Below are 21,163 nucleotides of genomic sequence, written 5' to 3' on the forward strand. Positions count from 1 at the left end.
GTTTTTCAAATAATAAATGGATTATAAAGAATTAGATATTTGGGTGCAGGCTAGAATGCTAGTGAAAACGGTTTATGTTTTGACTAAGTCCTTTCCTCGTGATGAACAATTTTCATTAACCGCACAGGTTAGACGATGTGTTATTTCTGTGCCATCAAATATTGCTGAAGGTTGTGGAAGGCAATCCAATATAGAAACAATCCATTTTTTACATATAGCAAGAGGCTCCTTGTTTGAGTTGGAGACTCAGTTAATTTTAGCAGGAGATTTAAATTATATTTCAGATATAGATAACGTTTTGAAAGAAATAGAAAGAGTGAAAAAGTTGTTGAACGGATTCATAAATTATCACAAGAAATTATGAGTATAGAAAACGAACAACGAACAACGAACAACGAGCAACGCTTTCTAAAGCTTAGCGGTTTAGAACCCCTGATAGTCACTCCCGAAACCAACTTTATAAACGTTGGTGAACGGACAAACGTTGCTGGTTCAAAAAAGTTTCTACGTCTTGTAAAAGAAGAGAAGTTTGAAGAGGCATTGGCTGTTGCTAGAGAACAGGTAGAGAATGGCGCACAGGTTATTGATATTAACATGGATGACGGATTGATCGATGGTAAGGAAGCCATGGTCAAATTTTTGAATCTTGTTATTTCTGAGCCAGATATTTCTCGTGTACCTATAATGATAGATAGCTCTAAATGGGAAATCATTGAGGCGGGTCTGCAAGTAGTTCAGGGTAAATGTGTGGTGAATTCTATCAGTTTAAAAGAGGGTGAAGAACAGTTTATACATCATGCTAAGCTGATAAAAAGATATGGTGCCGCGGTAATCGTTATGGCATTCGATGAGGTAGGTCAAGCAGATAATTATGACCGTAGAATTGAAATAGCAAAACGCTCTTATGATGTTTTGGTGAACAAAGTGAATTTTGCACCAGAAGATATTATTTTCGATTTAAATATATTTCCTGTGGCCACAGGTATGGATGAGCATAAACTCAACGCCATCGATTTTATAGAAGCTACACGTTGGGTACGTGAAAATTTACCACTTGCCAGTGTAAGTGGAGGGGTAAGTAATGTTTCTTTCTCCTTTAGGGGAAACAACCCTGTTCGTGAGGCAATGCACTCGGTTTTCTTATATCATGCGATAAAAGCAGGTATGAACATGGGTATTGTAAACCCAAGTATGTTAGAGGTATACGATGATATACCTAAAGATTTATTGGAGCGTGTTGAAGATGTTATCTTAAATAGAAGAGACGATGCAACCGAGCGATTACTTGATTTTGCAGAATCTGTAGTTGGGAAAACTAAAGAAAGTAAGATAGATCTTTCATGGAGAGAAGAGCCATTACAAGATAGAATTACACGTGCCTTGGTAAAAGGTATTGACCAATATATTGTTGAAGACGTAGAAGAAGCTAGAGTTGCTTCAGATAAACCTATTGAGGTCATTGAAGGTAATTTAATGACCGGTATGAACGTGGTAGGCGATTTATTCGGGAGCGGAAAAATGTTCTTGCCACAAGTGGTTAAATCTGCCCGTGTAATGAAAAAAGCGGTAGCTTATTTATTGCCATATATTGAAGAAGAAAAGTTATTGAATCCTGTCACAGATGGGTCAGGGGCTCCCGGTAAAATATTAATGGCAACGGTAAAGGGCGATGTCCATGATATCGGCAAAAATATTGTGGGTGTTGTACTGGCATGTAACAATTATGAGATTGTTGATTTGGGAGTGATGGTACCTCCCGAAAAAATTATTGCCGCAGCCATAGAACACAATGTCGATATTATAGGGCTTAGCGGATTGATTACACCTTCTTTGGATGAAATGGTGCATTTGGCAAAGGAAATGGAACGTAAAGACTTTAAGATTCCATTGCTAATTGGTGGGGCAACAACCAGTAAGGCACATACTGCAGTAAAAATTGATCCACAATACAAAGAAGCTGTAGTTCATGTAAATGATGCCTCTAGAGCGGTTACTGTAGTGGGAGATTTACTGCAGAAAGAAACTTCTAATGGTTATAAGAAAAGCATTAAAGATGATTATGACGTTTTTCGTGAGAAGTTTTTAAATCGCTCATCAAGTAAAACGTATAAATCTATTTCTGCGGCCCGTAGAAATAAGTTTAAAATAGACTGGGAAACTTCAGAAATCGTAAAACCGAATAAGCTTGGTATACAGGTAATAGAAGATTTAGATTTAAATATTCTAGTGCCGTATATAGATTGGACTCCATTCTTTAGAAGTTGGGAACTGCATGGAAAATACCCTGCAATATTGACCGATGAGGTTGTTGGAGAACAAGCAACAGATTTATTCGCAGACGCCCAAGAGATGCTGAGCAAGATAATTTCTGAGAAGAAATTAAAGGCAAAAGGTATTTTTGGACTCTTTCCTGCTAACTCCGTCAACGATGACGATATTTTAGTTGACACAAGCTCCAATCCAGATGAGAATACTGGGTCGCTGAGCGGAGCCGAAGCGAAAGAGAGCTACACTTTCAGAACCCTACGCCAACAATTAGAGCGTAGAGAAGGTGTGGCAGATTATGCCCTGGCGGATTTTATAGCACCTAAAGAATCAGGGAAACAAGATTATATGGGTTGCTTCTGCGTGTCTACAGGTTTTGGTACTGCAGAATTAGCGGCGAAATATGAAGCCGATTTAGATGATTATAATTCCATTATGGTTAAAGCTCTTGCAGATAGATTGGCAGAAGCCTTTGCGGAATATTTACATAAGGAAGTTCGGCTGAAACATTGGGGCTATGCTTCAAATGAGGAGTTGAGCAATGAAGATTTAATTAAGGAATCTTACAAGGGAATTCGTCCTGCACCAGGTTACCCTGCTTGTCCTGATCATTTAGAGAAATTGACCATTTGGGATGTTTTAAAAGTGAAAGAGACCATTGGTGTTGAACTGACGGATAGTTTGGCTATGTGGCCGGCAGCATCTGTAAGTGGATATTATTTTGGAAATCCGCAAGCGCGATATTTCGGGTTAGGAAAAATAAAAGACGATCAGGTAAAAGATTTCGCAGAACGAAAAGGCATACCCTTAGAGGATGCCGAAAGATGGCTAGCGCCGAATATCGTAGAAGCCCCCTAGCCCCCAAAGGGGGACTTATTTTCTTATTATAAAAAGCATTTGCAGTTGATTAATAATGAAAATTGGAGGCAAAATAGTAAATTGAGTTATACTCAAATAGTTAAATAAATTATTAGATAATTAAAAATACCCGAGTAAAAGTTCCCCCTTGGGGGGCTAGGGGGCTTATGAAAGTAACAGACCATATCGATAATGCTAACGGAAAGACACTTTTTTCATTTGAAATAGTGCCTCCGGTAAAGGGTAAGAATATTCAAGAATTGTACAATAATATCGATCCGTTAATGGAATTTAAACCTCCATTTATTGATGTGACCACATCTCGTGAAGAAACTATCTATATTAAGAAAGAAGGACTTTTAGATAAGAAAACTACACGTATGAGACCAGGTACAGTGGGTATTTGTGCTTCTATTCAGCATAAGTATGATGTAGATACCGTACCACATGTTCTTTGTGGAGGTTTTACTAAAGAAGAAACAGAATATATGTTGGTTGATTGTCATTATTTAGGCATACAAAATGTAATGGCTTTACGTGGTGATGCCCGTAGCGAGCAAAAGTATTTTGAGCCTACGGAAGGGGGGCACCCTTTTGCGATTGATTTGGTAAAACAAATTCAAGAATTAAACTGTGGTAAGTATCTGCATGAAACCATAGAAAGCGAACACTGTAGCGATTTTTGTATAGGTGTAGCGGGCTATCCAGAAAAGCACTTGGAATCACCTTCATTACAATCAGATTTAAAACGATTGAAAGAGAAAGTAGATGCAGGTGCCGATTATGTGGTAACACAAATGTTCTTCGATAATAAAAAGTATTTTGAGTTTGTAGAAGCCGCAAAAAGTATGGGTATTACCGTACCGATTATTCCGGGAATAAAGCCTATTGCAGTTAAAAGACATATGCAATTATTACCACAGGTATTTAGAATTGATATGCCGCAAGATTTAATAGAAGCGGTAGATGGTTGTGCAACAAACAAAGATGTGCGAAAAGTAGGTATTGAATGGGCAATTCAGCAATCTAGAGAGCTGAAAGCTGCTGGTGTGCCTGTATTGCATTACTATTCTATGGGGAAATCCGATAATATTAAGGCGATAGCGGAAGCACTTTTTTAATTTGTAAAATAGTATTAAGTAACGAGTATTAAGTATAAAGCGTTCGTTAATGATAATACTCTTTACTAAATACTTCGTACTTAATACTTATAACTATTTTTGCCTTCAATGAATTTTAAGTTTCTATCCATTTTACTGATTTCAGTAAGTTGTTGTTTCGCACAAGAATCTGGTGAGCAAAAAAAGTATACCCTTGATGCTAGTCAGTTTTACGGGTCTATAATTTTACATAATCCTGATATTTCGCATTTAATCACTTCGCACCCTGCGGGTGTAATTTTGAGTTACAATAGAAAAACCTATGGCTTAAATGCATGGGAAGAGTTATATAACTATCCTGATTTTGGATACTCTTTCATTTATCAGAATTCTAATAATAGCACACTAGGTGATAATTACGGACTCTACGCGCATTATAATTTTTATCTTTTTAAGCTTAACGTGCAGCTTCGCGTTGGGCAAGGCATCTCGTATGCTACTAACCCATATGATAAAGTAACAAATTTTAGAAATAACGCATACGGATCAGATGTATTAAGTTCTACGTATTTAATGTTCAATTATCATAAAGAGAATATTATTAAAGGACTAGGACTCAAAGCGGGTATTTCTTTAATACATTATTCAAATGCTAATTTTAGGGCTCCAAATACCTCTACCAATACCTTGGCTTTCAATGCCGGAGTAGTATACGATTTAGATGGAGGAAAAGAAATAGAATATATACATCGCGAAAAAGAAAAAGTAACAGAGCCTTTGCGTTATAATTTTGCTTTTAGAACAGGCGTAAATGAAAGTGATGTCATTGATTCCGGTCAGTATGGTTTTGTTGTCTTCTCTGCCTATGCAGATAAAAGGGTGGGAAGAAAAAGTGCGCTACAATTTGGAGTAGATGCCTATTTCTCTAATTTTTTAAAGGAGTTGATTCGCTATCAAAGTATAGCTTTTCCAGAAAATGGTGTTGCTGCAGATGACGATTATAAAAGAGTAGGAATATTTGCTGGACATGAGTTGTTCATAAATCGAACTTCGGTAGTTTCGCAATTCGGATATTATGTTTATTATCCGTTTGATTTTGAAGGGCGTACATATCTACGTGTAGGGCTAAAACGTTATTTTGGAGAAAAGATATTTGGGGCGGTTACCTTAAAATCTCACGGAGCAAAAGCAGAAGCGGTAGAATTCGGGATAGGAATACGATTATAAGATGATAAAAATGATAAATAATTCACTTAGTTGTCTGGTCAAGCGCAGTCGAGACCTTATTGTCTTGAAGGTAATTTTGGTTTCCCTATTTGTTTCTTGCGATTCTGAAAATGCGACAGATTGTTTTCAAAGCACTGGTGAGATTACAAGACAAGAAGTTTCTGTTGCCGAGTTCTCTTCAATAACAGTTTTTGAGAATGTAGCTCTAGTTATTAAACAAGGAGATACACAAAAAGTAGAAATTGAAACCGGTGAAAATTTGCGTAATGAAGTAGCTGCGGTTGTGGAGGATGAACAATTGTTATTGACTGATACAAATGACTGTAATTATGTACGTGATTATGGTACCACGGTAGTTTATGTGACCACTCCCAATTTAATCAGTATACGTAGTAGTACCGGTTTTCCTATTCAAAGTGATGGAGTTCTGGCTTTTGAAAGTTTAAGCTTGCTGTCAGAGAGTTTTACAGATCCAGAAGCAGAAACTACAGATGGGGAATTCAATTTAGAATTAGACGTTACTAGTTTAAGTATAACAAGCAACGGAATATCATATTTCAAGTTAAAGGGTAGCGCAGATAGCTTTAATGTAAGTATTGCAGCAGGCGATTCTAGGGTAGAGGCAGAAGAACTTATAACCCAGCGGATAAATTTTAACCATAGAGGTTCAAATGATATTTTAGTAAATCCGCAAGAAAGTTTAACCGGAGTTTTAAGAGGTACGGGAGACTTACAGAGTTATAACCGACCGGCAACAGTGGATGTTGAAGAATTGTATAATGGTCGCTTGATCTTTGTGGAATGAATCCTATACTCAAATATCTAAAAAACGTGTTTGCTGCTAAACGTATTTTGGCGGATGATACTGAGTTAACAGGATTGGTAAAAGCAGATTACTTACTTCAACAATTAATAATAGAAGATAAAGTACCCGGAATTGCAATTACGGTTTTAAAAGAGGGAAAGTCAGTTTTCCAAAAAGGGTATGGGTATGCCAATATTGACGAGAAACAGTATATAGACGCTAAAAAATCTATTTTTAGAATCGCTAGTGTCTCAAAGCCTATTGCAGCAACAGCTTTGGCGCATATGGTACAAGAAGGACTTATTGATTTAGATGAGTCTTACTATACTTACCTTCCAGATTACCCTAAGAAAGAATGGGATTTTACCATTCGCCAATTAGCTGGTCATACCGCAGGTATACGTGTTTATAAAGGCAAGGAATATGGTTTGAACGAACCATTATCCATCAAACAGGGTCTTAAGATATTTAAAGATGATCCTTTGGTATACCAACCAGGTACCGAATATTTATATAATAGTTTTGACTGGGCAATGATTTCTGCGGCAATGCAAGAAGCAAGCGGAATTCCGTTTGAGGAATATGTGCAAGAGAAGGTGCTGAATCCGCTAGGGATGAATTCTACTTATTGCCCCCAATGTTATAATGAGTCCGGCTCACAGAACAGTAATCAAAAACTTGACGATTGTGCGGTAAATATTATTTCTACATCCGAAGAACAAAACCAAGTAGCTAAATTTTACACTAAGGGCATTTCAGGATTTAGAAAAGCGATACCTGTCGACAATTTTTATAAACTAGCAGGCGGCGGTTATTTATCTACTTCAGAGGACATCGCAAAATTCGGACAAGCATTTTTAGACAATAAAGTTGAAGTCAAAGAGGCTATTCTAAATCAATTTTTAACTGCACGACAAGTTGAAGGGAATTCTACATATTACGGTTTAGGCTGGCAGGTAAGCGAAGATGCAAAAGGTAGAAAGTTTTTTGGGCATGTTGGTAATGGAGTAGGAGGCTATGCTAATTTCTTTGTCTACCCTAATGAGCAAGTGGTGTTTTCGATTCTTATAAATTGTACAGATCCTAAAATACAAGAAGAGCTAGATGCAATAATAGATTGTTTTTTTTAAGAGTTTTGAATATTTATTTAATAGTTATGGATAAACAATTAATAGAGGTTTTAAGTGAAATACAAAACACTAAATCTTTACGTGTTTATAATATTTTCAAGTCATTAACGAATCCACGCACTGTATTCTACATTTTTTTAAATAATTATATTGAGTTAAAAAAAGAAATTCAAATATACTATTCAGAAACTTTTGAGTTGGAAAATGGTTTGTTGCGAAGAACAAGTCAAAAAAAATTAATAAGACTATACCATAATTACTTGTCTAGCGCAAGAGTTTTTACTGAGCAATATGTTCAGGAAGATATTAAAGACGATTTCCATTGTTTCATCAAAGAACTAAGAAATTATTCTATTCATAAAGGTTTTTTTCCATTAAGTTCTAGATTTGAAATTAATCAAAAGACTGAATCAAGATATGAAAGTCTTCAAGTTAATAAGATTGAAGATTACTTAAAAATTGAAATAGAAAATTCGAAGAAAAGAAAGCAAGGTTTGATAAATGCACTAAATTATCTCAACTCGCAAAAACCGACATTAAATTTGAACATTATTTTAGAGAAGTATTTTTATAAAATGTTGGAGGAATATCATTATGTGATGAACGGAAAAATTAGTGAATATAAAGAAGATTTAATTTCATTATATTTTCTAATTAAAAAGCTTGATGATAAAATGAAAATTCACGGTCTTAGTAGTCCTCGAGTATTAAGTGATTCGGAAACTAGGTATTTAAAGCTCATTTTAAATAAATAAGAATTATTTATTTTTTAACCGCTCGGCAAATAGCTGGTAATTCTACGTACTACGGCTTAGGTTGGCAGGTAAGCCAAGATGCAAAAGGAAGAAAGTTCTTTGGGCATGTTGGTAACGGAGTAGGAGGCTATGCTAATTTCTTTGTCTACCCTAAAGAGCAAGTGGTGTTTTCGATTCTTATAAATTGTACAGATCCTAAAATACAAGAAGATTTAGGTGCTGTTATTGATAGTATTTTAAGTGCAAAATAAACTTTAATAAAAAGTTACCATTGCTGCTAAATGCTTTACTGCTACAATTTTCATTTAAATTTTCAGTTAGTACTTAATATTCATACAGTTAATATTAAAAGACAACCAATTGTAATTATGAAAAAACCGAATTTATTTATCCTGTTCTTTTTAAGTCTTATCATTTTTTCTTGTTCAAAAGATGATGGTAATGAAGGTCTCTCTGGTGACATTGATCCAGATGGAGTTAATGTGAAAGAAGAAGTTTTATTAGATGTAAATGCAACCTCTTCTGGTTTAGCAATAGAGGGGGCAACAATGAATGATGGCGGGGTAACGCCAACAGGAGGTATAGATTTTAGTTTAGATTATACTTCCCAAACTGCATTTCAAGATTACGGATTTGAAATAATTTTAGATGCACCAACAGATTTTGCCGGTGCCTATATTCAGTTGTTCGATGAAAACGGAATGGCCGATAGTTATATAGATGTACCTTCAAGCGCCACAGAAAGTTATTATGGTGGTAAATTTTTATCAAAAGAAAGAAAAGATATTTTCGCTAAAAAGGGAGCATCTACTCAGAAAGATGAAGATACGGTAATAGATGTCAATTTTTCTAATACTGTCCCAGCCGGTACATTCTGTTATGCTATTTGCGTTTATGATAGTCAAGGTAATATTAGTCAGCCACAAGAAGTTTGTGTAACAGTTGAATCTTGGGGAGGTAATGTAAATCTTGTAGGTAATTGGGATTTTACAAAGCAAATTGATAATGGCGAAACCATTAACGTCGGTGAAGAGTCTTGCGATAGCTATGATTCTACATTGTACTGTGAAAATGGAGCTCAATTAGATGTTGAGTTAGAAGAATGCTATACCCTTAACGACCTGGCCATAACATTTAATGAAAACGGAACTTATTTCTTTAGTCAAGAATCTAATTATAAAAGCTATGATTACGCTGCATCTAATGAGGCTTGCGAGGTTATATATGAAGAAGATGGTGGTGAGGCTTATACATCTTCAGGTAATTGGGCTTTTAACGAAGAGGAGAATATTTTGACCTTGGTAGAATTTGAATATACTGAAACTGGAGACGGTGAAACTTATACTGACGTAGAACCAGATGGTTACTTATTGCTAGAAGGAGAAATAACACTTTCAGCTAATGAATTAATTATTTCTGAATCAGATACGTTTAATGGTGAAACAGATGTTTACGAATATTTTTTCAGTAAAAAATAAAGTGTAATTCTATATTATACGTAAAAGACCTCTTTTTAGAGGTCTTTTTTGTTTCTATTGGTAATTCATAATTAATTTAATTTTTAACACAAAACCTTCGCTTTTTGAGATAGAAATTGAATTTTTCAAAATAATAAAATGTAAAACGACCATTTTTAAATATAATTACTACTTTAGCCAAAGTTTACAAGCACAATGACAAAACAATATTTCTGGAACGGTTTTTATTTTTACTTCTTTTTTAAGAGAGGTACGGGACTGTTGTAGTATATTTTAAAAATAAAATAGAATCTAAGTTCCGATATGTATCGGAACTTTTTTTTTGTTCAAAAATTGAAATCACCCTGAACGTAGTAGAAGGGTTTTGCGGTAAGTTGAAATGTGAATTATGAGTTTAAAAATAGCCATACAGGGAATTAAAGGAAGCAACCATCATCAGGTAGCTAAAGATTGTTTTGGTGATGATATCGAGTTGGTAGAATGCCTTTCTTTCGATGTTTTGGTAGACAAGTTATTGTCTAACGAAGCGGATCAAGGTGTTATGGCTATAGAGAATTCAATAGCAGGTTCTATAATACCTAATTACGCGTTGGTAAACCATAATGATCTACATATTATTGGCGAGTATTATTTGAATATTCATCATAATTTAATGGTGTTACAAGGGCAGAAAATAGAAGATATAACAGAGGTTAGTTCTCACCCGATGGCTTTGTTGCAGTGTAAAGAATATTTTAGGCAATATCCGCATATAAAATTGGTAGAAGATGTAGATACTGCCGAGACTGCACAAAGAATTCAAGAGCAAGAATTAAAACATGTTGCTGCGATAGCACCAAACGTTGCGGCAGAATTATATGGGTTGGACATCGTAGCGAGCGACATACAGACTATTAAAAATAATGCTACTCGTTTTATCATTGTAAAGACAAAAAATAATGCGTTGCCAGAGGTTGAAATTACCAAGGCTTCGGTAAGGTTTATTACCGACCATAAAAGGGGAAGTTTGGCTGCTGTGCTTAATGTTATGAGCGATTGCCGATTGAATTTGACAAAAATACAGTCGTTACCGGTGATAGAAACACCATGGAAATATGCATTTTTTGTGGATGTCACTTTTACCGATTATACAGATTTTACAAAGGCTAAAAGTCTATTGAACATCATGGCAGAAGACTTTAAGATTTTGGGTGAATATAAAAATGTAAGACAATGATACGTACCGCTGAAAGGTTAAATACCATACAGGAATACTACTTCTCAAAAAAGTTGAGAGAGGTACGCGGTTTAATGGCGCAGGGTAAACCTATCATAAATATGGGTATCGGTAGTCCAGATTTGGCTCCGTCCCAAAAAGTGTTGAATGCCATACAGGAAGCCGTACTTGAAAGTGGGGCGCACCAATATCAAAGTTACCAAGGGCTACCTCGGTTAAGGGGAGCTATCTCAGATTTTTATAAGAAAAGGTTTGACGTAAAGGCTGATCCAGATACTGAGATTTTACCATTAATGGGATCAAAAGAGGGTATAATGCATATTAGCCTTTCTTTTCTTAACGAAGGTGATGAGGTTCTAATTCCTAATCCGGGCTATCCAACGTATACTTCAGTAACTAATTTGGTAGGCGCAGTGCCCAAGTATTATGATTTAACTGAAGATGCTGGCTGGTTTCCAGATTTAGATGCATTGTCAAAGCAAAATTTATCTAAGGTAAAGATCATGTGGTTGAGTTACCCGCACATGCCTACAGGTGCTACGGCAACGAAAGAACAGTTTGTGAAAATAGTGGACTTTGCGAAACAGCATGGTATACTGTTGGTAAACGACAATCCGTACAGCTTTATTTTAAATGACGAACCTGCAAGTATTTTGAGCATACCTAATGCAAAAGAGGTGTGTTTAGAATTGAATTCATTGAGCAAAACTTTTAACATGGCCGGTTGGCGCGTTGGTTTTGTTTTGGGTAGCGAAGCCCATATAAACGCTATTTTGAAAGTGAAGAGCAATATGGACTCTGGTATGTTCTACGGTATACAGAAAGGTGCAATAGTAGCATTAGAGAGCAGTGATGATTGGTTTGCAGACTTGAACGCAGTGTATAGTGCACGTAGAGAGCTGATTTATGAATTGGTAGACAAGCTTGGTTGTTCGTATGATAGAAATGCCGTTGGCTTATTCGTTTGGGCAAAATTACCAGAGGGTAGTGTATCATCAGAAGAGTTTATAGACAATATATTGTATACAAAAGATTTGTTCATTACACCGGGTACTATATTCGGTAGTAATGGTGAAGGGTATATTCGCTTTTCACTGTGTATAAATAAAGGAAAGATTAAAGAGGCAATCGCAAGATTTTAGTGTGATGAATGTATTTGTAATAGGTATCGGTTTAATAGGGGGTTCTTTAGCGAAAGACATAAAGTCGACAGTTGAAAATGTTACCGTTTTTGGTATAGAATCTAATGAAGCAAATTTAGCTGAGGCATTGTCTTTGGGTATCATCGATAAGACGGCAACCTATCAAGATTTACAATTAGCGGATATGGTCATTGTAAGTATACCTGTTGATGTTATGGTTACAGAGCTTCCGGTAATATTGGATGCTGTACATGAAGATTGCGTAGTTTTTGATGTGGGATCAACCAAATCTTTAATCTGTAAGGTTTTAGAGAATCATCCAAAGAGAAGAAATTTTTTAGCATGTCACCCCATTGCAGGAACAGAATTTTCAGGTCCGTCTGCGGCGATAAACAATTTGTTCAAAGACAAAACCAATATCATTTGCGAGGTAGAATTAACCGCATTTAAGCTTCAGGAAAGAGCTTTGAAAGTTTTTCAAGCAGTTGGTATGCGAATAAGGTATATGAACCCTGTTGCTCATGATAAGCACATTGCCTACGTTTCTCATTTATCGCACATAAGTTCATTTATGTTAGGTAAAACGGTGATTGAAAAAGAGAAGAACGAGCGTGATATTTTTGATATGGCGGGTAGTGGATTTGAAAGTACGGTACGTTTGGCAAAGAGTTCGCCAGCAATGTGGACACCAATTTTTAAGCAGAACAAAGAGAATGTGGTAGAGACATTAGAAGAGTACATTCACAACCTTACGGCATTTAAAGAAATGTTGCAGAAAGATGATTACGAGGGCATTTATAATGAAATGAACAATACGAATAAGATTAAAGGAATATTAAAAAGAAATACCGTTAAACAAGAAATAGAATAAGTAAAAATGGAAAATTCAAAACAAATGAGAACATGGTTGGATGATTTAAACCTTGACCATCCACTAGTAATAGCAGGGCCATGTAGTGCAGAGACTGAGGAACAAGTGTTAGGTATAGCACACTCTTTAAAAGATACCGATGTAAATTATTACAGAGCCGGTATTTGGAAACCTCGTACTCGCCCAGGAAATTTTGAAGGTGTTGGTGCTTTAGGGCTAAAATGGTTGCAAAAAGTTAAGGAAGAAACAGGTTTAAAAACAGCTACCGAGGTTGCAAACCGTGCACACGTAGAGTTGGCATTGGAACATGATATCGATTTATTGTGGATCGGTGCAAGATCAACCGTTAGTCCTTTTATCATGCAAGAATTGGCAGATGCCTTAAAAGGTACTGACAAAATCGTATTGGTTAAGAATCCGGTAAATCCAGATTTAGCTTTATGGTTAGGTGGTATCGAAAGATTGCATACGGCAGGTATAAAAAAATTAGGTGCAATACACAGAGGTTTTTCTACGTACGAGAAAACTAAGTATAGAAATATACCAGAATGGCAAGTGGCGATTGAATTTCAGAACAAGTTTCCTGATCTTCCATTAATAAACGATCCTTCACATATTACCGGTAAGCGTGATATGATTTTTGATGTATCGCAAACAGCTTTAGATTTGAATTTCGACGGATTGATGATTGAAACGCACCATGATCCAGATAACGCATGGAGTGATGCTGCACAACAAGTTACGCCAGAGAAACTTGTTCAAATCATGAGAGATCTTAGAATAAGAAAAGAAAGTGATCCAGAAGCGGAATATAACTCAGAATTGAGTAACCTAAGAGCTCAAATCGATGTTATCGATAACCAATTGATAGAAATACTAGGAAAGAGAATGAAGGTTTCCGATGGTATTGGGGAGCTTAAAAAGCAGAAGAATGTTGCTGTTCTTCAGTCTAATAGATGGAACCAGATTTTAGGTGCTATGATATTAGAAGGGGAAAGCAAAGGGCTTAGCGAAGAGTTTGTGCTTCGCATGTTCAAAGCTATTCACCAAGAGTCTATCAACCACCAAGAGAAGATAGTAAACGCTTAAGGTTAGCTTAACTTTATATAAACAAAACATCCGTAATATGCGGATGTTTTTTTATGCCTAAATTTTTACAAGTAAGAAAAATAATACATTTTAACAATATTCTTAAATAGGTATCGTTAGGGGACTAAAGAACCATTTTTAATCAATCAAAAAATATGAAGAAAGTAGCATTAGTGGCAATTTTAATGATTGCCTCATTATCGGCAAAAGCACAATCGTACGTTGGGTTTTTGACTGACAATTACAGTGGTGTAAACAGTGTAATATCAAACCCGGCTAACATAGCCGATTCTCGTTTTAAAACCGATATCAACTTAATAGGGGCTAGTGGTTTTCTTGCCAATGATTACGTAGGTGTAGGTTATTCAGATTTAATTTCAAGCGATTTTGATTTTGATAGGGATGCCAACCTCATGTTGACCGACAATAATAATTTTTCTGGTAACGTAGATATATTAGGACCATCATTCATGTTCAACATAGGTAAAAAATCATCTATAGCCATATTTACCAGAGCAAGAAGTTTTGTTACCGGTAATGAATTTAACGGTGAAAGTATTGACGACCTTGATGACAGTATTGATGAAAGTCAAGACTTTTTGGTCGATGAGGGCGATTTCTTTGCCTCTGGTCACGGTTGGGCAGAAGTAGGTGTTACTTACGCACAAGAATTATGGAACAAAGACGAGCATTTTTTAAAAGCGGGTCTTTCGTTGAAATACTTAAAAGGATTTGGTAATGCCTATGGAAGCGGAAGAAATGTAACCATTGATTATGATGCTGATGGTGCCACCTTACCTGATAATTCAACAATAGGTACGTTGGAATCTACCGGAGATTTAATTTACGGTCGTGCAGATGACTATGATGATGATAATTACGATTATGAAGTACCCGATGCAAACGGATTTGGCTTTGATTTAGGTTTCGTTTATGAATGGAGACCTAATTATGAAGATTATGTAGTTACCGGTGCTGACGGTGAAAAAACAGTAATGAAAGATAAGAATAAGTACAAGCTTAAGTTTGGCTTGTCACTTACAGATGTAGGGTCGGTAAATTATAAAGCTGGTTTGGTAGATATATACAATATCAATAACACCATTACGCAAGAAGATTACGATAATATCGAAGATTCTGATGATTTACAAAATTTGTACACGTTTACAGAAGCTACAGAAGATTTAAAGGCAGGTTTGCCTACGGCTTTACATTTCAATGCAGATTGGAATATCAAAAACCATTTTTATTTAAACTTCAATACAGATTTGTCAATGCGTTCGGCCGGTGAAAACAATCAAAGGGTCGCAAATGTATTTTCTTTGACTCCTCGTTTTGAAAGTAAGTGGTTTAGTTTCTATTTGCCTTTTAGTAGCTATCAGTATAGCGGTATGCAAATAGGTGCGGGGTTACGTGCTGGGCCACTTTATATCGGCTCAGGTTCGTTGATATCTACATTTACAAGAAATGAAATTCAAGGGGCGGATGTATATGCAGGTTTAAAAGTGCCTGTTTATTATGGTCAGCCAAAAGATTCTGATGGAGACGGTATACCAAATAAAGAAGACGGTTGTCCTAAAAAAGCCGGACCTATAGAAAATAATGGTTGCCCTTGGGGAGATACGGACGGAGATTCTGTTTTGGATAATGAAGATCAATGCCCAGATGAAGCCGGACCAGTTGAAAATAACGGTTGTCCATGGGTTGATAGTGATGGTGATAGTATATTGGATAATGAAGATCAATGTCCTGATGAGGTTGGTCCGGCAGAAAATAACGGTTGTCCTTGGGCAGATTCTGATGGCGATGCTGTTTTAGATAAAGATGATGAGTGCCCTAATGAAATGGGAACTGTGGCTAATAAGGGTTGTCCTGAGCCGGTGGTTACCGCTGAGGTTCAAAAATCATTGAACGAGTATGCAAAAACAATCTTGTTTAACACAGGTAGATCAACACTTAAAGATGAATCAACACCTGTTTTAGTAGATATTATTGGTATTTTAAATGAATACCCAAATGCTAATTTCACTATTGAAGGTCATACGGATAGTATAGGTTCAGAAGCAACCAATCAAAAATTATCAGAAAAAAGAGCACAAGCCGTACTACAATTTCTAATCAACGGCGGTATTTCACCCTCTAGATTAACCGCAATAGGTTATGGGGAAAGCAAACCAATTGCTACCAATATGTATAAAGATGGCAGGCAGAAGAACAGGCGTGTAGAGATCAACTTAGCGCAGTAAACTCAAGTAGATAAAAATTGAAAGCCCGGTTTTACCGGGCTTTTTATGCTTTTTGGTTTTATCTTTTAAAGATATAACGGGTAATGAAAATACCTTGACCATCTGTATTACCTGCATCTGCTTCAACACCACTGGTAACAAAAACAAGCTCCCATCCATTTTGTGCCATATCACTTAGTTTTGAAGAGATAAGGGCATCATTTGCTGCAATGTTCTGAAAACGAATTCCCGCAATATTATAAAAGTTAAGCAATTTGGTTTCTTCAAAATCCTCAACCCTAATATCTCCACGTTTAGATTTGTTTCGTGTATTGTCTTCTTCGGTCTGCTCAGACGTAAATTCCTTAAAATCTCTATCGGCATTGGCATCTATGATTCTTGATCTGCCTAATCCGCTAGGTACAATAGATTCAACACTGGTAATGACCTTGTATTCCTGTGCTGTAATTGTAGCCATTCCCATAAGGGCAAAACTGAGTAAAATGATTTTTTTCATGATAGTGATTTTTCTTAAAGTTTATTTAGCATGAAAAGTAAAATGTAAAATAAAGAACAGCAAGAAATACCCTTAATATCATTGTAAAATAATATGAAACCATCACGAAAAAATACCTAAAAACCAGTAGTCAAAAAAAAAGTCCCGATACTGAAAGCATCGGGACAGACTATAAATTATATGTTCTTGTTCTATTGAATCGAGAAATCAAAAACAGATTGGTTCTCTCTACCCTGTGGTACTTGACCTTGGTAGATGAAGCAATATTCACCTGGCTCTAAAGAATCAGGAGTAACTTTAAACTTGTTACCTTCAATTTCCTCTATAGCGAAGTTAAGGGCGTATTTTGGGTCAATACCGCTACTGCTAGTGACCCAGCTGCTTTTGCCGGTAATTACCTCTCTAAGATTCTTTTTCTCTTTTACCGTAAGTTTAACCAAAACAAACTCGTTAGGGTTACTTGCCATTCTAAACCACCAGTTAAATATACCTGCGTTATTACCTTGGTTGTTCTGCATGTTATCAACCTCGGTTACACTTGGGTCAAAGATAAAGGTGAATTCAGGCTGACTTTGGCGAATAACATTATTAGATTTTGTTTTAGGCAATTGTGCTTTTTTCTTTGCGTTGATAAAACTAGAAACCAGTTTCTGTGCTACTTGGTTAGAGTTGGAACCAGAGAAAACACTTGGCTGAACCAATTTATCTTCACCATTGGCATCGGTATAATAGATACCTGTTTTTGATTTTGTGTTCTGTTTTGATTTATCCATTATCAATGACAGAATTTCAGATGAAACACCTGCATTTTTCATTTGACCCAATGCTGTAATAGAGGCATCGAACTTAACATCAGAAGTATTTATTTTATCTATGATCATATAATCGTCAAAACCAAGTTCGACCATTTGTACTACAGATTCATTCGTGATAGTTTCTTGGGCGGCCCCAAAAGTGAATACCGATAACGATAGTATCAGTAATGATTTTTTAATGAATTTCATTTTCTAGAGTTTGGTTATTATTTACTATTGTAGTTCTATTTTCAAATTTATATTAATTTTTATATTTAAAGCACTTACTTTGTATAAATGGACGGATTTAAGGGTAAATGGTAGGAATTGTTTATAAATCTACGGGGAGTTGGTACACTGTTAAGGCAGAAGATGGTGATTTCTATGAATGTAGAATAAAAGGGAAGTTTAGAATTAAAGGAATTAAAAGTACGAATCCGGTTGCTGTTGGTGATAGCGTTCGCTTTGAGGTTGAGACAATTGGCGATGATACCATTGGTATTATCAATGAAATTGAAACCCGCAAGAATTACATTATACGTAAGTCGGTAAACCTTTCTAAACAGACCCATATCATAGCAGCCAATTTAGATCAAGTTTTTTTATTGGTTACGTTGAACAACCCGCCAACCTATCCGGTTTTTATAGACCGTTTTTTAATTACTGCCGAAGCTTATGAGATTCCTGTAGTATTACTTTTCAATAAAGTGGATACATATGCGCCAGAGGAGTTAGATGAGATTAAATTTTTGGCAGCCTTATATCGTAATATAGGTTATACCTGTATTGGTATTTCTGCGGCTACAGGTAAGAATGTAGATAAGGTCAAAGAAATGATGAAAGGTAAAACCTCTATGTTTTCCGGTCACTCAGGTGTAGGTAAATCCACATTGGTAAATGCCATTGAACCAGATTTAGATATTAAGACCAAACAAATTTCTCAACAGCACGCTCAAGGTCAGCATACAACCACCTTTGCAGAAATGTTCGACCTGAGTTTTAATGCCAGAATTATAGATACTCCGGGTATTAAGGGATTCGGGATCGTAGATATGGAAAAAGAGGAAATAGGAAACTATTTTCCAGAGTTCTTTGAACTGAAACAAGATTGCAAATTCAATAACTGTATTCATGTAGACGAACCAAAATGTGCTGTAAAAGATGCCTTGGAAAATGGTGATATTGCATGGAGTAGGTATAATAGTTACTTACAGATGATAAAAGGCGAAGACGAGAATTACAGGGTAGATATACATGACGAGAAAAAATGAGAGTAGTACTGCAAAGAGTTTCAAAAGCAAGTGTAACGGTTGAAGGGAAAAAAATCAGTTCCATAAATGAAGGACTGCTCATTTTTGTAGGAATTGAGGATGAAGATAACCAAGTTGATATTGACTGGTTAACGAATAAAATAGCAAACCTACGTATTTTCAACGATGAAGACGGAGTGATGAATAGGTCGCTTTTAGCTACAAAAGGTGATGCAATAGTTGTCAGTCAGTTTACTTTACATGCCAGTACAAAAAAAGGGAATCGCCCTTCATATATAAGAGCAGCGGGACCTGACGTAGCTATTCCGTTATATAAATCTTTCATTTCTACGCTAGAATCAAAGTTGGGGAAGAAAATAGGTACAGGTATATTTGGTGCGGATATGAAGGTAGAACTGTTGAATGATGGACCTGTTACCATACAAATAGATACGAAAAATAAAGAATAAGCATTATTAATTTTTTTTAAAAATTTTGTAAGAAAAATTATATTTTATCGTTAGTATTGCTCAGCCAAACTAAAAATAATGCGATTTTTTTTATTAGTGAGCTTGATCTTTACTACGGTCTTAAGCGCTCAAACAAACTACTCTGTCTCTTCAATAAATGACTCTTTAAAAGAAAATGCCAATGCGGTAGTTCGGTTAGATGAAACATATGTTGAAATCACTGCAAAAAATAAAATGGAGGTAACCAATCGTAGGGTTATTACCATTCTAAAGAAAGCGGGTGAGAGTTCGATAAAACCCTACGCGTTTTACAATCCCAAAACTAAAATAACAGATATAATAGCGCATATTTATAATGATAGAGGGGTAGAAATTGAAAAAATAAGAAGAAAGGATTTTATAGATGTTAGTGCAGTTGATGGAGGAACATTGTATGGCGATTCTAGGGTCAAGGTATTTCGATATACACCGACTTCCTACCCTTATACTGTTGATTTTTCATATACTTATACAACACCTAACACGGCATTCTTACCTCGATGGATGCCTATTGATGACTATATGGTTAGTGTTGAGCGAAGTCTTTTTAATATGCAGATTGATAAATCATTAAAGTGGAGGAAAAAAGAAAAGAATTTTGATAATTATGCTATTGTAAATAAATCATCTGAATTTCATGTAAGTTATGAAATGAACGATATAGCTGCACAAAAAAGAGAAGCTTTAAGTCCTTCTTTTTATCACTACGAACCTCAGCTTATGATTGCTTTAGAAGAGTTTCATTTAGAAGGAGTTGATGGGGTCGCTAAAGATTGGGAATCGATGGGGAATTGGCAGTATAATAGTTTACTGGTTAACCGTGATATATTACCTGAGGCTACTATCAGCCTAATGAAACAAAAGCTTACTGGGATTACAGACAGGGTTGAAAAAATAAAGAAAGTATATGAATATGTTCAAAATAATACGCGCTATATTTCGGTACAACTTGGTATAGGAGGTTGGCAGCCAATCTCGGCAGAAGAAGTAGATAGAGTAAAATACGGGGATTGTAAGGGTTTAACAAATTACACAAAAGCACTACTAAAATCTCAAGGTATAGAATCTTACTACAGTGTGGTACATGCTGGTAGATCAAAACTTAGCATGGAAAAAGATTTTGCGATCATGCAAGGTAACCATGTTATTCTGAATGTACCTAACGAAGAAAATGATATATGGCTAGAATGTACAAGTCAAAAGATTCCATTCGGATTTTTAGGTGATTTTACAGATGATAGGGACGTGCTCGTGATTAAACCATCTGGAGGTGAAATAAAGCATACCCACAAATATTTGAACGACAATAATTTACAGAAAACCATAGGTGAAATGGAAGTTACTGATTCTGGAGGTATAACCGCTAATTTAGAAATGGAAACCTATGGTATTCAGTATGATAGTCATGCTGAAGTATTGTCACTATCTGAAAAAGATAAAAACGACTATTATACTGAATATTGGAGTAATATCAATGGCTTAAACTTAGATGAGATAATTTTTGACCATGATAAGAACAATATTCGATTAACTGAAAAAATAAGGTTGTCAACACAATCATACGTTACGAAAATGGGAGATGACTTATTGTTCAAACCCAATGCTTTTAATGCGAGTAAATATGTTCCAAGTCGGTATAATGATAGGAAATTATCTTTTGAAATAGATAGAGGTTATACAGACAATGATGAAATAGATATAAAACTGCCTGTAAATTATAAGCTCGGAAAATTACCCACTCCAGTAATCATAACTTCAGAGTTTGGCAATTATGAAATGTCAATAGAGAGAATTGCTGAAAATCAATTGCGTTACAAACGAAAAATTCAGATGAAGAGCGGGCTCTACGATAAAAGTAAATATGATGGTTATCGCGATTTTCGAAAGAAAATTAAAAAGTATGATAACATGAAAATTGTATTAAATAAATAA

General features: G+C 35.7%; 19 protein-coding genes. 17 read left to right on the forward strand and 2 right to left on the reverse strand.

The annotated features are described in order from the left end of the window. Positions 1-16 precede the first annotated feature (16 nt). The 14 genes from SJY30_RS18355 to SJY30_RS18420 all read left to right on the forward strand — a co-directional run bounded on the left by SJY30_RS18355 (position 17) and on the right by SJY30_RS18420 (position 16,182). Positions 17-364: a four helix bundle protein gene (locus SJY30_RS18355; RefSeq protein ID WP_396633542.1), complete on the forward strand. Its 348-nt coding sequence runs from the start codon at positions 17-19 to the stop codon at positions 362-364. Continuing rightward, a complete protein-coding gene (gene metH / locus SJY30_RS18360) occupies positions 361-3,123 on the forward strand; it encodes a methionine synthase (RefSeq protein ID WP_396633543.1) in 2,763 nt (920 codons plus the stop codon). Before SJY30_RS18355 ends, metH begins: the two co-directional genes overlap by 4 nt. 167 nt (positions 3,124-3,290) lie before the next feature. Next, entirely contained in the window at positions 3,291-4,244 is a 954-nt protein-coding gene (gene metF / locus SJY30_RS18365) for a methylenetetrahydrofolate reductase [NAD(P)H] (RefSeq protein ID WP_396633544.1), read from the forward strand. Positions 4,245-4,352: 108 nt separating this feature from the next. Then, a complete protein-coding gene (locus SJY30_RS18370; RefSeq protein ID WP_396633545.1) occupies positions 4,353-5,450 on the forward strand; it encodes an acyloxyacyl hydrolase in 1,098 nt (365 codons plus the stop codon). Positions 5,451-5,514: 64 nt separating this feature from the next. Continuing rightward, complete coding sequence (locus tag SJY30_RS18375) at positions 5,515-6,255, forward strand: head GIN domain-containing protein (RefSeq protein ID WP_396633546.1); 741 nt, start codon at positions 5,515-5,517, stop codon at positions 6,253-6,255. Beyond that, positions 6,252-7,385, forward strand: coding sequence for a serine hydrolase domain-containing protein (locus tag SJY30_RS18380; RefSeq protein WP_396633547.1), 1,134 nt, complete (start codon positions 6,252-6,254; stop codon positions 7,383-7,385). Before SJY30_RS18375 ends, SJY30_RS18380 begins: the two co-directional genes overlap by 4 nt. Before the next feature lie 26 nt (positions 7,386-7,411). Further along, on the forward strand, positions 7,412-8,140 hold the full coding sequence (locus SJY30_RS18385; RefSeq protein ID WP_396633548.1) for a hypothetical protein: 729 nt from the start codon (positions 7,412-7,414) through the stop codon (positions 8,138-8,140). 29 nt (positions 8,141-8,169) lie between these two features. Then, a complete protein-coding gene (locus tag SJY30_RS18390) occupies positions 8,170-8,391 on the forward strand; it encodes a serine hydrolase (protein ID WP_396635344.1) in 222 nt (73 codons plus the stop codon). A 117-nt stretch (positions 8,392-8,508) separates the two neighbouring features. Further along, entirely contained in the window at positions 8,509-9,618 is a 1,110-nt protein-coding gene (locus SJY30_RS18395; protein ID WP_396633549.1) for a hypothetical protein, read from the forward strand. A 388-nt stretch (positions 9,619-10,006) separates the two neighbouring features. Then, complete coding sequence (locus tag SJY30_RS18400; RefSeq protein WP_396633550.1) at positions 10,007-10,834, forward strand: prephenate dehydratase; 828 nt, start codon at positions 10,007-10,009, stop codon at positions 10,832-10,834. Beyond that, positions 10,831-11,976 (forward strand): pyridoxal phosphate-dependent aminotransferase, encoded by a 1,146-nt coding sequence (locus SJY30_RS18405; RefSeq protein ID WP_396633551.1) that lies wholly within the window; start codon positions 10,831-10,833, stop codon positions 11,974-11,976. Before SJY30_RS18400 ends, SJY30_RS18405 begins: the two co-directional genes overlap by 4 nt. 4 nt (positions 11,977-11,980) lie before the next feature. Beyond that, on the forward strand, positions 11,981-12,847 hold the full coding sequence (locus SJY30_RS18410) for a prephenate dehydrogenase (protein WP_396633552.1): 867 nt from the start codon (positions 11,981-11,983) through the stop codon (positions 12,845-12,847). A gap of 6 nt (positions 12,848-12,853) precedes the next feature. Then, positions 12,854-13,936: a chorismate mutase gene (locus tag SJY30_RS18415; protein ID WP_396633553.1), complete on the forward strand. Its 1,083-nt coding sequence runs from the start codon at positions 12,854-12,856 to the stop codon at positions 13,934-13,936. Positions 13,937-14,091: 155 nt separating this feature from the next. Beyond that, positions 14,092-16,182: a DUF5723 family protein gene (locus SJY30_RS18420; RefSeq protein ID WP_396633554.1), complete on the forward strand. Its 2,091-nt coding sequence runs from the start codon at positions 14,092-14,094 to the stop codon at positions 16,180-16,182. 58 nt (positions 16,183-16,240) lie between these two features. Here SJY30_RS18420 and SJY30_RS18425 read toward each other — a convergent pair whose 3' ends face one another. Further along, positions 16,241-16,678: a hypothetical protein gene (locus SJY30_RS18425; protein WP_396633555.1), complete on the reverse strand. Its 438-nt coding sequence runs from the start codon at positions 16,676-16,678 to the stop codon at positions 16,241-16,243. 191 nt (positions 16,679-16,869) lie between these two features. Then, positions 16,870-17,682, reverse strand: a complete 813-nt coding sequence (locus tag SJY30_RS18430; protein WP_396633556.1) for a hypothetical protein — start codon at positions 17,680-17,682, stop codon at positions 16,870-16,872. Positions 17,683-17,789: 107 nt separating this feature from the next. Here SJY30_RS18430 and rsgA point away from each other — a divergent pair, with 107 nt between their 5' ends. From rsgA to SJY30_RS18445, 3 genes are all read left to right on the forward strand, one after another. Then, on the forward strand, positions 17,790-18,743 hold the full coding sequence (gene rsgA / locus SJY30_RS18435) for a ribosome small subunit-dependent GTPase A (protein WP_396633557.1): 954 nt from the start codon (positions 17,790-17,792) through the stop codon (positions 18,741-18,743). Continuing rightward, complete coding sequence (gene dtd / locus SJY30_RS18440) at positions 18,740-19,192, forward strand: D-aminoacyl-tRNA deacylase (protein WP_396633558.1); 453 nt, start codon at positions 18,740-18,742, stop codon at positions 19,190-19,192. Before rsgA ends, dtd begins: the two co-directional genes overlap by 4 nt. Before the next feature lie 78 nt (positions 19,193-19,270). Further along, positions 19,271-21,163, forward strand: coding sequence for a DUF3857 domain-containing protein (locus SJY30_RS18445; RefSeq protein WP_396633559.1), 1,893 nt, complete (start codon positions 19,271-19,273; stop codon positions 21,161-21,163).

It is taken from the genome of Maribacter sp. R86514 (assembly GCF_044597005.1).
GTDB lineage: Bacteria > Bacteroidota > Bacteroidia > Flavobacteriales > Flavobacteriaceae > Maribacter.